General features: G+C 64.3%; 15 protein-coding genes. 9 read left to right on the top strand and 6 right to left on the bottom strand.

Translation table 11 applies throughout. From position 1 onward, the window contains the following. Positions 1-38 precede the first annotated feature (38 nt). Both mgtE and LB552_RS03555 read left to right on the top strand, forming a co-directional pair. Positions 39-1457 (top strand): magnesium transporter, encoded by a 1419-nt coding sequence (mgtE, locus tag LB552_RS03560; RefSeq protein ID WP_224601929.1) that lies wholly within the window; start codon positions 39-41, stop codon positions 1455-1457. 141 nt (positions 1458-1598) lie between these two features. Continuing rightward, positions 1599-1985, top strand: coding sequence for a MerR family transcriptional regulator (locus LB552_RS03555; RefSeq protein ID WP_027168973.1), 387 nt, complete (start codon positions 1599-1601; stop codon positions 1983-1985). A gap of 247 nt (positions 1986-2232) precedes the next feature. Here the strand turns inward: LB552_RS03555 and LB552_RS03550 are convergent, their stop codons facing one another. Both LB552_RS03550 and LB552_RS03545 read right to left on the bottom strand, forming a co-directional pair. Continuing rightward, positions 2233-2712 carry a methyltransferase family protein gene (locus LB552_RS03550; RefSeq protein ID WP_140839969.1) on the bottom strand — a complete coding sequence of 160 codons (480 nt, stop codon included), beginning with the start codon at positions 2710-2712 and terminating at the stop codon, positions 2233-2235. After that, the gene (locus LB552_RS03545; protein WP_224601927.1) at positions 2709-3710 is read right to left on the bottom strand and encodes a heparan-alpha-glucosaminide N-acetyltransferase; all 1002 of its coding nucleotides are present in this window, start codon (positions 3708-3710) and stop codon (positions 2709-2711) included. Before LB552_RS03545 ends, LB552_RS03550 begins: the two co-directional genes overlap by 4 nt. A gap of 227 nt (positions 3711-3937) precedes the next feature. On the opposite strand from LB552_RS03545, the gene LB552_RS03540 reads away from it, so the two are divergent. Next, the gene (locus LB552_RS03540) at positions 3938-5137 is read left to right on the top strand and encodes an MFS transporter (protein WP_224601925.1); all 1200 of its coding nucleotides are present in this window, start codon (positions 3938-3940) and stop codon (positions 5135-5137) included. Here the strand turns inward: LB552_RS03540 and LB552_RS03535 are convergent. Next, positions 5106-6296 (bottom strand): aromatic ring-hydroxylating oxygenase subunit alpha, encoded by a 1191-nt coding sequence (locus LB552_RS03535; RefSeq protein WP_224601923.1) that lies wholly within the window; start codon positions 6294-6296, stop codon positions 5106-5108. The genes LB552_RS03540 and LB552_RS03535 overlap by 32 nt on opposite strands. 103 nt (positions 6297-6399) lie before the next feature. Here LB552_RS03535 and LB552_RS03530 point away from each other — a divergent pair, with 103 nt between their 5' ends. The 3 genes from LB552_RS03530 to cobO all read left to right on the top strand — a co-directional run bounded on the left by LB552_RS03530 (position 6400) and on the right by cobO (position 8392). Next, the gene (locus LB552_RS03530) at positions 6400-7086 is read left to right on the top strand and encodes a gamma-glutamylcyclotransferase (protein ID WP_224601921.1); all 687 of its coding nucleotides are present in this window, start codon (positions 6400-6402) and stop codon (positions 7084-7086) included. Between the two features lie 129 nt (positions 7087-7215). After that, entirely contained in the window at positions 7216-7761 is a 546-nt protein-coding gene (gene cobU / locus LB552_RS03525) for a bifunctional adenosylcobinamide kinase/adenosylcobinamide-phosphate guanylyltransferase (protein ID WP_224601919.1), read from the top strand. 1 nt (position 7762) lies between these two features. Further along, positions 7763-8392 (top strand): cob(I)yrinic acid a,c-diamide adenosyltransferase, encoded by a 630-nt coding sequence (cobO, locus tag LB552_RS03520; RefSeq protein ID WP_095764889.1) that lies wholly within the window; start codon positions 7763-7765, stop codon positions 8390-8392. On the opposite strand, the gene cbiB is transcribed toward cobO, so the two are convergent. Continuing rightward, complete coding sequence (cbiB, locus tag LB552_RS03515; RefSeq protein WP_140839981.1) at positions 8389-9378, bottom strand: adenosylcobinamide-phosphate synthase CbiB; 990 nt, start codon at positions 9376-9378, stop codon at positions 8389-8391. The genes cobO and cbiB overlap by 4 nt on opposite strands. Between cbiB and cobD the strand changes: the two genes are divergently transcribed. Then, a complete protein-coding gene (gene cobD, locus LB552_RS03510) occupies positions 9377-10432 on the top strand; it encodes a threonine-phosphate decarboxylase CobD (protein ID WP_224601917.1) in 1056 nt (351 codons plus the stop codon). The two genes, cbiB and cobD, sit on opposite strands and share 2 nt — an antisense overlap. Next, on the top strand, positions 10429-10938 hold the full coding sequence (locus tag LB552_RS03505; protein ID WP_224601915.1) for a tyrosine phosphatase family protein: 510 nt from the start codon (positions 10429-10431) through the stop codon (positions 10936-10938). Before cobD ends, LB552_RS03505 begins: the two co-directional genes overlap by 4 nt. Before the next feature lie 18 nt (positions 10939-10956). On the opposite strand, the gene LB552_RS03500 is transcribed toward LB552_RS03505, so the two are convergent. Together LB552_RS03500 and LB552_RS03495 are read right to left on the bottom strand one after the other, a co-directional pair. Beyond that, the gene (locus tag LB552_RS03500; protein WP_224601913.1) at positions 10957-11754 is read right to left on the bottom strand and encodes a creatininase family protein; all 798 of its coding nucleotides are present in this window, start codon (positions 11752-11754) and stop codon (positions 10957-10959) included. 61 nt (positions 11755-11815) lie between these two features. Then, positions 11816-12199 carry a RidA family protein gene (locus tag LB552_RS03495; protein WP_140541985.1) on the bottom strand — a complete coding sequence of 128 codons (384 nt, stop codon included), beginning with the start codon at positions 12197-12199 and terminating at the stop codon, positions 11816-11818. Positions 12200-12452: 253 nt separating this feature from the next. Here LB552_RS03495 and LB552_RS03490 point away from each other — a divergent pair, with 253 nt between their 5' ends. Further along, a complete protein-coding gene (locus LB552_RS03490; protein WP_095764895.1) occupies positions 12453-13457 on the top strand; it encodes an ABC transporter substrate-binding protein in 1005 nt (334 codons plus the stop codon).

Here is a 13457-nt window from a genome sequence, read left to right as displayed (position 1 = left end):
AGACCTCGTTTAGGGATTCCTCGTTGCGGGAGGCGCTGGTGGAAGGCCAGGACACACAGACGACCGGCGCCGCGCCCGCCGAGGAGCGCCACGCCGACATCTATGGCGAGGACGGCGCGGTGCGCGCCTCCTTCCTTGCCCAGATCGGCGCGGCGATCGCCGACCGCGACACGGTCACCCTCAAGCGCGAAGTCGACGACCTGCACCAGTCGGAGCTCGGCGACGTGCTGGAGGCGCTTCATCCTGAACAGCGCCGCGCTTTGGTCGAACTGCTCGGCTCCGATTTCGACTTCTCCGCGCTGACCGAGGTCGACGAGGCGATCCGCCTCGACATTGTAGACAATCTGCCCAACGCACAGATCGCGCAGGCGGTGCAGGAGCTCGATTCGGACGACGCCGTCTACATCCTCGAGGATCTCGAGAAGGAAGACCAGGACGAGATCCTGTCGCAACTGCCTTTCACGGAGCGCATCAGGCTCAGGCGCGCCCTCGATTATCCGGAAGAGACCGCCGGCCGGCGCATGCAGACCGAGTTTGTCGCCGTGCCGCCATTCTGGACGATCGGCCAAACCATCGACTACATGCGCGAGGACAAGAACCTTCCCGAGCGCTTCAGCCAGATCTTCGTCATCGACCCGAGTTTCAAGCTGCTCGGCGCCATCGATCTCGACCAGATCCTGCGCAGCAAGCGCGCGGTCAAGGTCGAGCAGGTCATGCATGAGACCCTGCACGCGATCCCGGCCACGATGGACCAGGAAGAGGCGGCGCGCGAGTTCGAGCAGTACAACCTCCTCTCCGCCGCCGTGGTCGACGAGAACGGGCGGCTAGTCGGCGTGCTGACCATCGACGACGTGGTCGACGTCATCCAGGAAGAGGCGGAAGAGGACCTTCTGCGCATGGGCGGCGTCGGCGACGAGGAATTATCCGACACCGTGCTCGCCACCTCGCGCTCGCGCGTGCCCTGGCTGCTGGTCAACCTTGTGACCGCCTTCCTTGCCGCCTCGGTCATCGGCCTGTTCGACCGCACGATCGAGCATATCGTGGCGCTGGCGGTGCTGATGCCGATCGTCGCCGGAATGGGCGGCAATGCCGGCTCGCAGACCATGACCGTCACCGTGCGCGCGCTGGCGACCAGGGACCTCGATATCTACAACGCCGCCCGCATCATCCGCCGCGAGCTCGGTGTCGGTTTCGTCAACGGGGTGGTGTTTGCCGTGCTCATCGGCATGGTTGCCGGTTTTTGGTTCCGCGATCCCAATCTGGGCGGCATCATCGCGGCGGCTATGATCATCAACATGTTTGCGGCTGCGCTTGCCGGGATACTCATCCCGCTGGTCCTCGACCGCCTTAAGATTGATCCGGCGGTGGCTTCCGCCGTCTTCGTCACCACGGTCACCGACTGCGTCGGTTTCTTTGCCTTCTTGGGGCTGGCGACGTGGTGGTTTAGAGTTCCCTAAATCAACCGGCCGGCGTTAATTGACTTTTACGTAAATGCCGTGCGAGGTTGCCGCGGGGTTACCGTGCCGGTTCCGGTGCGGATGGTATCATCGGAGGAAGGGCGACGCTTCAAGCGGCGATGCCCGGGCTTGGGAGCGGGAATGCGGGAATATTACACGATCACCGAGCTGACGCGTGAGTTCGACGTGTCGACACGGACATTGCGTTTTTACGAGGACGAGGGGCTGGTGCAGCCTGTAAGGCGCGGCCGCACGCGGCTGTTTCGGCCGTCGGACCGGCATCTCATCCGTCAGATCATGCGGGGAAAAAGGCTCGGCTTCTCGATCAACGAGATCCGCGAGATCATTCAGATGTACAAGGAGCCGCCCGGCGAGGTCGGCCAGCTCAAGCTGATGATCAAGCGCATCGAGGAAAAGCGCGAGGACCTGCGCCAGAAGCGGCGCGACCTGGAAGAGACGCTGGCCGAGCTGGACCAGGCCGAGGAGTCCTGCGTGGAGCGGCTGGCCGAGCTGGGCGTGAATACGTAGGGAGTCGAACGAATATTGGCGATTGGCCTGAGCCTCTGAATTTCGTCATCCTAGGGCGGAGCAAGGAGCGTAGCGACGCGCGCAGACCCTAGGATCCATGCCGTGGCGCTAAGGCGTTGCAACGATTACAGAATTCTGCACCGTTGCACCTTACGTCATAGGTCACGGAATGGATCCTCGGGTCAAGCCCGAGGATGACGACGTCCGGAACGCTTAGGCTAATCGCAGGCCACTCAGGAAGCAGCCCTCAAATCCAGCGCCGCACCCGCTTGGCATAATCGCGGTATTTCTTGCCGAACTTCTCCGCCAGGATCTTTTCTTCCTTCTCGATCGCCAGTTTCTGCGTCGCGAAGGCGGCGAGGAAGGCAAAGAGCAGGAACCAGGCGATGCCGGTGATGAAGGCGACGCCGATCAGCAGCAGCGTGTTGGCGAGATACATCGGATTGCGGGTGATGCCGAAGGGGCCCGACGTCACCAGATGATCGGGCTCGGCGTTGGGGTCGAATGTCGTCTTGGCCCGCATCATGACACGGATGGCCGTGACCCAGAGCATGGCGACGCCGAACAGCGCCACCCAGCCGACGCCGAACAGGAGATCGCCGAGAATGTCGCCGATCCAGGGCAGTGGGTAGAGCATGCCGAGGACGATGCTCGCCGCAATCGCCGCGACATAGATCACCGGCGGCCAGGGAATGATCCCGTGTCTGGGCTTTGTGATGCCCGTCATTGCTGCCCTCCCTCCATCTGGTCCTGCGTCGCGGCGGTGCAGGTCTCCGCCATGTCGGCCAAATGCGATTTCCAGACGCTGGACTGATCGTTGGCGTAAAGCTTGTCGAGCGACCCTTCGCCCTTCAGCGTGTCCAGCATGCAGCCACAATAGCTCGTACAGAACTTGCTGTCCCGCTGTTGTTCGCACTGCGCCTGGCAAGCAGGCAGGAAGCCGGCCTCCCTATCCTGAGGGGCGGCGGGCATGACCTGCGAGAACAGCCACACCGAGCCGAACAGAAGCGGCTGGTGGATGAGGTAGAAGGCGAGGCTGTGCCGGCCGATGAAGGTCAGCGGCTTAGACCAGCGGCCGGGCAGCCACCTTCCCAGACGGGCGAGCAAGCCCGATGCGGAAGCGAGCTTCACCGTGGCGATGCCCGCAAGCACCGCGCCGAACCACGGGAAGAGCGGCACGTAGTCGTTGGAACGCGGGTTGGTGGCGGAAAGGCCCACCCACCACAGCGCCGGATGGTCGAAGAACTCCGACCGCAGATAGTAAGGGGCGGCAATGACCGCCGCGGCGATGATCGCCGTTACCGGCCAGGGCAGCCTTAGAAAGGCGAGGCCGAGCAGGCTCGCAAGCGCGATCTCATGCAGGATGCCGAAGAAGATGAACCCGTCGGGCGTGACGATGTAGGTGACTGCCGAGATGGCGGCCGCTGCGATGGCCACCATGGCAAACCGCTTCCAGAAGCCTGGCCAACGGATCTGACGGCCGTGGGCGAGGAAGAGGCTGACGCCGACCAGAAACAGGAAAGTCGAGGCAATGCAGCGCGCGTAGAATTTCCACCAGCCGAAGGCGGTGAGGGCGGGCGCGGTGTAGCCGAAGTTTTCGAGGTCCCAGGTGAAGTGGTAGCTCGCCATCGCGATCAGCGCGATGCCGCGCAGGATGTCGATGGCCTGGATGCGGCCGTGCTTTGGCGCGTCCTGAACAAGGCCGCTCATCGTTTGAAGGCTCATCATCTCGATCCGATTCAGTCCTGCCAAACGACTATCACGGTTCAAGTGGACGACAGAAGCAGGCGGCCATCAATGCGGTTCATGGCAGCCATGAAATTTCGCTTTAGGCCAGAGCTGGAAAGCCTTTGGCAGGCTTCGCTTTTCGGCCTCTCGGAGTCGGTTTCCTGCTACTGGCCGGCAGCTGGCCCGGCCAGATTCGGGCGCGGGATTCACGTTTCGGAGGGCCGATGTCCACCCATGTGCGCCATCCGATCTGGCTTCCGGCCCTGCGGCCGGCGGACGCGCGCACTTTCGCCTCACTCTATGCGGTTGAATCCTTCGCCCGCGCCACGATCTCCAGCGTGATCCCGATCCAGGCCTACGAGATCCTGCACAATGAGCGGATCGTCTCGGTCCTCTACACGATCGTGTCCCTGATGGGCCTTTCGGTCACGCTGTTCATGCCGGTGCTCATCCGCCGCTTCGCGCGGCGCTGGGTCTACACGGCCGGCTGCGTGCTGCTGGCGCTCGGCTCCGCCTTCTTCGTCACCCACACGCTGCCCGGCCAGATTGCCGGCATGCTTTGCCGCGTCATGGGGGCGAGCGCGCTATCGATCACGCTCAACCTCTACATCATGGATCACATCCGCAAGACCGACTTCATGCAGGCAGAATCGCTGCGCATGGCGTGGTCGATGTTCGCGTGGACCGGCGGGCCGACGCTCGGCATCTTCCTCTACACCCATTTCGGCATCTATGCCGCGCATGGCGCGGTCGTCGTGTTTGCGTTCGCGCTGCTTTGCCTGTTCTGGTTCTACCGGCTGAGCGATAACCAGTCGATCCGGCCCGGCAAGTCGCGGCCCGCCAATCCACTTGCCAATATCGGCCGCTTCGTGAAACAGCCAAGGCTCAGGCTCGCCTGGCTGATCGCCTTCGGCCGCTCCTGTTTCTGGACGACGTTCTTCGTCTACGGCCCGCTGTTCATGGTGATCACCGGCCAGGGCGAGCTCGCCGGCGGCTTGCTGGTTTCTGCCGGCAATGCGCTTCTGTTCGTGGCGATCTTCTGGGGCAGGGCCGGCAAGCGCTTCGGCGGGCGCAAGGTCATGACTTTCGCCTATTTCGCCATGTCGGCCATGTTGTTTGCCGCGGGCGGAATTGGCGAGGCGGCGCCGCTGCTCACCGGCGCGCTGCTGCTTTGCGGCGCCTTGTTCACCATCGCGCTCGACGCGCTCGGCTCGACCGCCTTTATGCGCTCGGTGCGCGCTTATGAGAAGGCGCAGATGGCAGCGGTCTACCGCACCTATCTCGATTTCTCCGAGCTGACGCCGCCGCTCGTCTATTCGGTGGTGCTCGCCTTCTTCGGGCTGGGCTCGGTGTTCGTCACGCTCGGCATCCTGGCCGCCTTCTGCGGCTTCGTCACCTGGCGCTACCTGCCAAAGGCGTTTTGAACGCTGCGTGACGGCCGCGCACCCAATCGTGGAAGCGGTGCAGATCGTATTCCTCCGGCATCAGCACGCCGGCCTGATGGCGCATCGAGCGGAGCCCCTTCTGGTTGATCTCGCAGATCACGGCGTCTTCTTCGAGCACCTGGGTGCCGAAGGCGACGATATTTTCGACATCGGTCTCAGCCAACGCTTCCGGGGCGAACAGCCATTCGGCGGTGAGATCGGTCTGCTCGGGACCGAGCGGGGCCAGCCGCACGGTGCGCATATAATCGATATGGCCGACGATGAACATCGAGGGCAGCGAGGTGGCGTAGGTCTGGCCGGCGGCGCGCTCGGCCGGAGTCAGGCCGGAAAAGACCGGGCCATGGACATGGCCGTCCTTCGACCAGGTTTCGGCGCCGGGGCGCAGCCGGCCGGAGAATTCCGGCGCGTCATTGTCGGCGTGGCGCGCCCATTCGGGATCGTCATGCCTGGCCATCAGGCCGCGGCCATAGATCGGCACCAGCCGCGACAAGTCCTTATGCACGCCCGGGCAGTGCAGGCATTCGTTGAAGTTCTCCCAGAAGACCTTCCAGTTGCAGTTCATCACCCTGGTGAGCCGGTGACCGGTGACGAGCGTCTCCAGCGGCCAGTTGGAAAGATCGCCGGAGGCGCGGTCAAAGGCGCTTTCCGCCGAGCCGTCGGGATGCTCGGCGAGATTGACGAAGACGAAACCGCGCCACACCGAGAGCGCCACGCGGTAGAGCGGATAATCGGCCTTGTCGAAGCCCTCGGGCAGCGATTTCGACGGCACGCGCACGAGATCGCCGCGCAGCGAATAGGACCAGGCGTGATAGGGGCAGGTCAGCAGCCTGGCCTTCAGCCGCCCCGCGCTTTCCTGGCAAAGCTGCGAGCCGCGATGCCGGCAGGTGTTGTGGAAGGCGCGCAAGGCGCCGGTCTCGTCACGCAGCACGACGATCTCCTGGGTGCCGATGCGCACCGTGCGGAAGGCGAGGGGTTCCGCGAGATCGGCCTCGCGGCAGACCATCAGCCAGCTTCGGTACCAGATGGCGTCCAGATCGCGACGATACTCGTCGGCGCCCCAGTAGGAGGCGGACGGCAAGGTCGGCTGGAGACTGGTCAGGCCGTTGTAAGGCGCGCGTTCGCTCGGATCGGGCTGCATCGGCTTCTCCATGGCTGCCGACAGCCGACACCCGGGCCAAGGAGTTGTCAATCGCGAGGCGTCCGCATAGTTTCGGTCGCGCAGGAACCTTAAGGTCGCGCGCATGCTGCCAAGAACCATGTCGCTTACCGAGGAACTGGTCGCTCGCTGCTTCCGCGCGGTCGAGGATGCGGGACCGGATCCCGATGCGGCGCACTTGGATGACAGCGACTATGCGGCAATGACGCGTGAGCTGGAGGCTCAACTCCTGACCAACGAACCGCTCTGGCTGTTTGGCTACGGCTCTCTGATCTGGAAGCCTGAGATCGAGCATATCGAGGAGCGCGTGGCGCTGCTGCGCGGCTGGCACAGATCCTTTTGCATGAACATGACGCGCTGGCGCGGGACCAAGGAGAGGCCGGGCCTTATGATGGCGCTGGACCGTGGCGGGCAGTGCAAAGGCGTCGCCTTTCGGCTCGGCGACGGCGACAGGCGCGAGCAACTCGACAAAATCCTGCGGCGAGAGGTGACACTGAAGCCGACCAGCTATCATCCGCGCCTGCTCGATATGAAGAGCGATGGCGGCCCGCTGCGGGCGCTGGCCTTCGTCATCAACCGCCAGGGCACCACCTATGCCGGTCCATTAAGCGAGGAAGCGGTTGTCGAAAGGCTGGCGACCTCCTGCGGCCATTGGGGCTCGGGCGCCGACTATCTCTACAACACTGTGAAGAATCTCGAGCAGCGCGGCATCCACGATACGCATTTGTGGCGGCTGCAGCAGCTGGTCGCGGCGCGGATTGCCGGCTCGTAGCACTGCAAGTCGCGCCGCAATCGCGCCGGGCGGTGGCGGAATTGGGTTTGCCGGTGCTTGCGCTTCTGCCTAAGGTTTGCGCACCGTCGGCCTCTGGGCCGCGACACGATTCCAACCTGGAAGGCAAGAATGACCGGCGCGACAGCCGCGAGCGGCAATAGAGCTTCCGATGGGAAGCTGACCTTCATCCTGGGCGGTGCCCGTTCGGGCAAGAGCACGCATGCCGAGGCGCTGACAACCGCCCATCCATCGCCCTGGACCTACATTGCCACGGCGCAGGCTTATGACGACGAGATGCGCGAGCGCATCGCGCTGCATCGGTCGCGGCGCGGCGAAGGCTGGGTCACCGTCGATGCGCCGCTCGATCTGGCGGGCGCCATCGAGGCTTTGCCGACCCACCAACCTGTGCTGATCGATTGCCTGACATTGTGGCTCACCAACCACATGCTGGCCGAACATGATGTGGAGGCAGAATGCCGGCGGCTCAAGGATGCGCTGTCGCGGCCGCGCGGGCCATGGTTCGTGGTCTCAAACGAAGTCGGCCTGGGCATCGTGCCCAACAACGCGCTGGCGCGCCGGTTCCGCGACGCCGCGGGCCGGCTCAACCAGCAGGTGGCGGCCGCTGCCGACAGCGTTCTCATGATGGTGGCGGGATTGCCACTCAAGGTGAAGTGACATGGCCGAAATCGAAGACAAGACCATTGACGACAAGGACGCCGAGCGCCACCGCGCCAAGATGGCCAAGCGCAAGGCGGTGCAGGATGCCGAAGTGGCCGGCAAGACCGTCGAAAAGGGGCTGCTGATCGTCAACACCGGGCCGGGCAAGGGCAAGACCACGGCCGCCTTCGGCTTGGCGCTGAGAATGCTGGGCTATGGCAAGCGCGTCGGCGTCGTGCAGTTCATCAAAGGCAAATGGCATACCGGCGAGAAGGATGCTTTCGCGGCCTTCGGTGACCGTGTCGTCTGGCATGCGATGGGCGAGGGTTTTACCTGGGAGACGCAGGACCTGAAGCGCGACATCGCCGCCGCCGAAGCTGCCTGGGCCAAGGCGTTGGAGCTGATGGCCGATCCCTCGATGAGCCTCGTGGTGCTCGACGAGCTCAACATCGCGCTGCGCTACGACTATCTCGATCTGGAAAAGGTGGTCGCGGCGCTGAAGGCGCGCCGGGGCGACCTGCATGTGATCGTCACCGGCCGCAACGCCAAGCCGCTGCTTGTCGAGGCGGCCGATCTCGTCACCGAGATGGGGCTGACCAAGCACCATTTCGCCGCCGGCGTGAAGGCGCAGCAGGGAATTGAGTTTTAGCCGCTGATCAAAATGGTCAGGTAGATCACGATCGCCGAGACGACCGCGAACAGGCCGAGCAGCAGCCAGTCGGCTACGCGATAGAGCTTGAGCGCCTGGCGGATGTCGGTGCTTTCGGCCTCGCGGCGGCCGCCTTCGCCCATGAAGGCGTCCTCGACGACTTCGCCGCCATAGCTGCGCGGTCCGGCGAGGGACAGCCCCAGCGCGCCGGCCATCGCCGCCTCCGGCCAGCCGGCATTGGGCGAACGGTGCTTCCTCGCGTCGCGGCGCATGACATGCCAGGCGCCATGCGGATCGGCGCCCGGGACGAGAAAGGCCGCCAGCACGATGAGCAGGCCGGTCAGCCGCGATGCGGGCAGGTTGACCAGATCGTCGAAACGGGCGGCAGCACGGCCGAAGGCTTCGTATTTCGGCGTGCGGTGGCCGATCATCGAATCGGCGGTGTTGGCGGCCTTATAGGCAGCACCTCCGCCCAGTCCGCCGATGCCGGTCCAGAAGGCGGGCGCAACAATGCCGTCCGAAAAATTCTCGGCCAGGCTTTCGATCGCGGCACGCGCGACACCGCCCTTGTCGAGCTTTTCCGGATCGCGGCCGACAATGCGCGATACGGCGATGCGGCCGAGGGTCAGGCCGCCGGTCTCCAACGCATCGGCGACGTCCTCGACATGCTCCGCGAGGCTCTTCTGCGACAGCAGCGAGGAACCGAGGATGGCGGCGATGACGAGGCCCGTAGGGAACATCATCCAGAGCAGGACATGCAGCACCAAGCCGACCAGGCCGGGCACCAGCAGAATGACGAGCAGGGCCTGGACGCCGCGTCGGCGACGCAATTCGTCGGAATCCGTAGCGTGGTTGAGCCGGCGATCGAGAAAGGATATCAGCCTGCCGATCCAGGTGACCGGATGGCCGATGGCGCCGAACAGCCAGTCCGGGTAGCCGAGGGCGCGTTCGATGGCGAGTGATAGGAAAGCGATCAGGACGGACATGAAACTTCTAAGCGGAGCGATTGCAGCGGTTGATCATGGCGGCAGCCTTGGCCGGGCAAACGCGCTTTTTCCTCATGCGCCAAAACCTTTCGTGGACCTCTCGACAGGTATCAATCCGCACTCCTATCCGCTTTTCGACCTGCCCGCCACAGCGCTGTCCCGATTGCCGGAGGCAGGACAACTGCGCGAATTGGCCGAAATTGCGGCCAAGGCCTATGGCGCGCCGTCGGCGGCGCATGTGGCGGCGGCGCCCGGCACGCAGATTCTCCTGCCGCGCGTCGCTTCGCTGCTGCGGCCCGGCAAGGCGCTGGTGCTCGGCCCAACCTATGCCGAACATGCCCGGGCCGCGGCTATCGCCGGCCATGCGGTCGCGGAGGTCAGCGATTTCGACGCGCTGGCCGAGGCGGACCTTGCGGTGCTGGTCAATCCCAACAATCCGGACGGGCGGGTGATCGAAAAGGCGCGCCTGCTCAAGCTCGCGGCGCGGCTTCGCGCCAAGGGCGGGCTGCTCGTCGTCGACGAAGCCTTCATGGATGTCGGCCCGATCGAACACAGCCTGGCGGAGGATGTTGGGGAGGGCGGCATCGTCGTGCTGCGCTCGTTCGGCAAGTTCTTCGGCCTTGCGGGCGTCCGGCTCGGCTTCGCGCTCGCCGATCCACTCACGGCCGAGCGGCTGGATGCGCAGCTCGGGCCCTGGGCGGTGGCCGGCCCGGCGCTCGAATATGGCATCCGCGCCCTGTCGGACACGGCGTGGCAGAACGATATGCGGCAGCGCCTGGCGCAGGATGCCAGGCGACTCGACGCGCTGCTTGGCCGATTCGATGTCCCGGTCGCCGGCGGCACCTGCCTGTTCCGCTATTTGTCGTTTGCCGAGGCCTCAAGCCTGTTTTCGGCGCTGGGCGCGAACGGCGTGCTGGTCCGCCATTTTGCGGAGCGGCCGCAGGTCTTGCGCATCGGTCTGCCGGGCGACGAAGCGGACTGGCAGCGCCTCGATGACGCCCTTGCCGCGTGGGCCGCGCGGCGCGAGGATGCGCCGAAGGAGGCCGGACGATGATCCATGTCTGTTCACTGTCGAAGGTCGACGAAACCGTCGCCAGGACCGGTGCCGAGCGCTTGCTGTCCCTCCTTGCCTCCGGCACGGAGGTGACCCGCCCGGCCTCGATTCTGGCGGAAAACCACCTGCATCTCGTCATGCACGACATCGCTGTCGCGCAGGAAGGCATGACCATGCCCGGCGAGGAGCATGTGCGGGCCTTGCTCGATTTCGCCTATCGCTGGGACCGGGTAAAGCCGCTGGTGGTGCATTGCTATGCCGGCGTCAGCCGCTCGACGGCGTCGGCCTACATCATCGCCGCGGCGCTGGCGCCCAAGCGTGACGAGATGGAGCTCGCCCGAACGCTGCGCTTTCTCTCGCCGACGGCTACGCCCAATCCACGGCTGATCGCCGTCGCCGACACGCTGCTTGAGCGCGACGGCCGCATGATCGCGGCGATCGAGGCGATCGGGCGCGGCGCCGACGCGTTCGAAGGGATACCCTTCGAACTGGGGATCGACGCCTAAGTCAAAGCGGACCAGCCGCTACGACAGCCACTCGGCAAGCTTCGCCTTGCGCACATCCCTGACTAGGTTGATAAAACCGTCGGCCTGCATTTCCGCCGTCAGCCGGCCCTTCTCGGCCGTGGCGATAGAGGCGTCGCCGACCACGCCGTTCGGATTGAGGTCGCTTGCGATCCAGGCGAAGGCATGCGTGCCGGTGTGGCGCAGCAGGGCGAATTCCTTTTCGGCGTGCCCGACATTGGAGACGAAATTCTCCGCCTTGCTCATGTCGACGAGGTCGGGCCGGAAGTGCAGCATCAGCGAGGTCTCGACATCGCCGCCATGGATGCCGTGACGGTCCTCGAGCTCGGTGTACATGCCGGCCGGGCGGCCGAAACGCTGCCAGCTCGTCTTCACCGACAGCATTTTGGCGCGCACGCGCAATTCGCGCGAAATGATGCCCATGATCTCTTCATTGCCGCCATGCGAGTTAACGACGATCAGCTTTCTTACTCCGGCGCGGGCGACCGACAGGCCGAGTTCGGTCCAGGCGTCGACTAAGGTGGTGGCGGGCAAGGTGAGCGTTCCCGGCGCATGCAGGTGCTCGTTCGACTTGCCGACCGCCTGCACCGGTAGGATGCGGATGTCGAGATCGTCGGGCAGGCGCGCGATCACCGTCTCCAGCATGCCCATCATGATCGAGGTGTCGGTCGAGACCGGAAGGTGAGGGCCATGCTGCTCGATCGCCGCCACCGGCAGCACGGCGATGGTCGCTTCGGCGTCGATCGAGGCGTATTCGGTCGTCCGGTAATCGCCCCACCACACGCGTCTTGTCGTCACTTTTCGTCTCCCGATTGGTCTGCTGTCCGGCCTGAGGTCTAGAGACTATCCCCGGAAACAGCTAGCCCGCTGCCAGAACTTCGACCTCGACCTTGAATTCCGGGCGGGCGAAGCCGGAGACGATCATGAGCGTGGAGGCCGGCGCCGGATCGGAAAAGAGCCGGTTGCGGACATCCATATAGGCCTGTAGGTGCTCGCGGCCGATGACGAAGGCGTTGATGCGCACGATGTCGTTCAAGGTCAGCCCGGCTTCGCTCAGAATCGCGGCGATGTTCTTGAAGCAGAGCTCGGCCTGGGCGCCGGCGTCCTCCGGCACGGCATCGTCGGGGCCGATTCCCAATTGACCCGAGCAGAGCACCAGGCGCTTTCCGGCCGGTATTTCGACGCCGTGGCTGTAGCGGGCGAAAGGCGGCTTGATCGACTTGGGGGCGAGGTATTTGAGCATGGCATTCTCCTGTCCGCTGACAGCCTAGTGGCGGATTCATGAAACATTCAAGATGCCGTGGACGCCGCTAGGAGCGATTATGGACAGGCGTCCAAAAAATAGGCACGATGCCTCGCGTACGGCATGACCCGTCCGGTCTCGGCAACGACTGCCGCACGAGCAGGCGGCCCTGGCGGTGGCATGTGTCTTGCTTCTTGAATCAATGGTGTCGAGCCCAGCGCGTTGCGCGCCGGAGCCAAGAGAGGGTGAGTTTATGATCGGACAAGGAAAGATCCTGGCGGGCGCCGTCGCCCTGCTGGCGGCGGGCACGCTGGGTGCGGCCGCAAACGAAAAGGTGACGTTCGGCACCAACTGGCTGGCCGAGCCGGAGCATGGCGGCTACTACCAGGCGATCGCCGACGGCACCTATGCCGCCTGCGGCCTTGATGTCACCATCATGCAGGGCGGCCCGCAGGTCAGCGGCCGGCCGATGCTGCTAGCCGGCAAGATCGATTTCTATATGGGCGGCAATCTGCTTTCGGCCTTCGACGCCGTGCAGCAGGGCATTCCGATGCGTGTCGTCGCGTCCGACTTCCAGAAGGATCCGCAGGTCATCATGTCCCATCCGGGAGAGGGGCTGGACAAGTGGGAGGACCTCAAGAACGCCGACCAGTACATCATGGGCGACGAAGGCGCGCAGACCTTCTTCCAGTGGATGGTCACCGATCTCGGTTTCGATGCCGCCAAGCGCGTGCCCTACACATTCAATCCGGCGCCCTTCATCGCCAACAAGAAGTCGATCCAGCAGGGCTATGTGACGTCCGAGCCGTTTGCCGTGCAGAAGCAGGGCGGCTTCACGCCGAACCAGTTCCTGCTCGCCGACTATGGCTGGGATACGTATGCGACCACCATCGAGGTGATGCAGGATACGATCGACAAGCGGCCGGAGGTGGTGCAGTGCTTCGTCGATGGCTCGGCCAAGGGCTGGTACAAATACCTCTATGGCGACAACAAGGCCGCCAACGAGATGATCAAGAAGGACAATCCGGACATGACGGATGAGCAGATCGCCTTCTCGATCGAGCAGATGAAGAAGTTCGGCGTTGTCGATTCGGGCGATTCGGAAAAGCTCGGCATCGGCGCGATGACCGAAGCCCGCATCCAGAGTTTTTACGACAAGATGGTCAAGGCCAAGGTCGCGCAGCCGGGCCTTGACATCAAGAAGGCTTACACGCTGGCCTTCATCAACAAGGGTGTCGGGCTGGAGCTGAAGAAGTAA

It is taken from the genome of Mesorhizobium sp. CA7, from assembly GCF_020165015.1.
GTDB lineage: Bacteria > Pseudomonadota > Alphaproteobacteria > Rhizobiales > Rhizobiaceae > Mesorhizobium.
Note: the sequence above shows the minus strand (reverse complement) of the source record. Positions and strands in the feature narration are given on the sequence as shown.

Coding starts and splice junctions, on each gene's coding strand:
- cobO (WP_095764889.1), top strand. CDS start 7,763: ATGGCCGAAATCGAAGACAAGACCATTGACGACAAGGACGCCGAGCGC.
- LB552_RS03495 (WP_140541985.1), bottom strand. CDS start 12,199: ATGCTCAAATACCTCGCCCCCAAGTCGATCAAGCCGCCTTTCGCCCGC.
- LB552_RS03545 (WP_224601927.1), bottom strand. CDS start 3,710: ATGAGCCTTCAAACGATGAGCGGCCTTGTTCAGGACGCGCCAAAGCAC.
- LB552_RS03490 (WP_095764895.1), top strand. CDS start 12,453: ATGATCGGACAAGGAAAGATCCTGGCGGGCGCCGTCGCCCTGCTGGCG.
- LB552_RS03535 (WP_224601923.1), bottom strand. CDS start 6,296: ATGCAGCCCGATCCGAGCGAACGCGCGCCTTACAACGGCCTGACCAGT.
- LB552_RS03550 (WP_140839969.1), bottom strand. CDS start 2,712: ATGACGGGCATCACAAAGCCCAGACACGGGATCATTCCCTGGCCGCCG.
- LB552_RS03530 (WP_224601921.1), top strand. CDS start 6,400: ATGCTGCCAAGAACCATGTCGCTTACCGAGGAACTGGTCGCTCGCTGC.
- LB552_RS03540 (WP_224601925.1), top strand. CDS start 3,938: ATGTCCACCCATGTGCGCCATCCGATCTGGCTTCCGGCCCTGCGGCCG.
- cobD (WP_224601917.1), top strand. CDS start 9,377: ATGAAACTTCTAAGCGGAGCGATTGCAGCGGTTGATCATGGCGGCAGC.
- LB552_RS03505 (WP_224601915.1), top strand. CDS start 10,429: ATGATCCATGTCTGTTCACTGTCGAAGGTCGACGAAACCGTCGCCAGG.
- cbiB (WP_140839981.1), bottom strand. CDS start 9,378: ATGTCCGTCCTGATCGCTTTCCTATCACTCGCCATCGAACGCGCCCTC.
- LB552_RS03555 (WP_027168973.1), top strand. CDS start 1,599: ATGCGGGAATATTACACGATCACCGAGCTGACGCGTGAGTTCGACGTG.
- cobU (WP_224601919.1), top strand. CDS start 7,216: ATGACCGGCGCGACAGCCGCGAGCGGCAATAGAGCTTCCGATGGGAAG.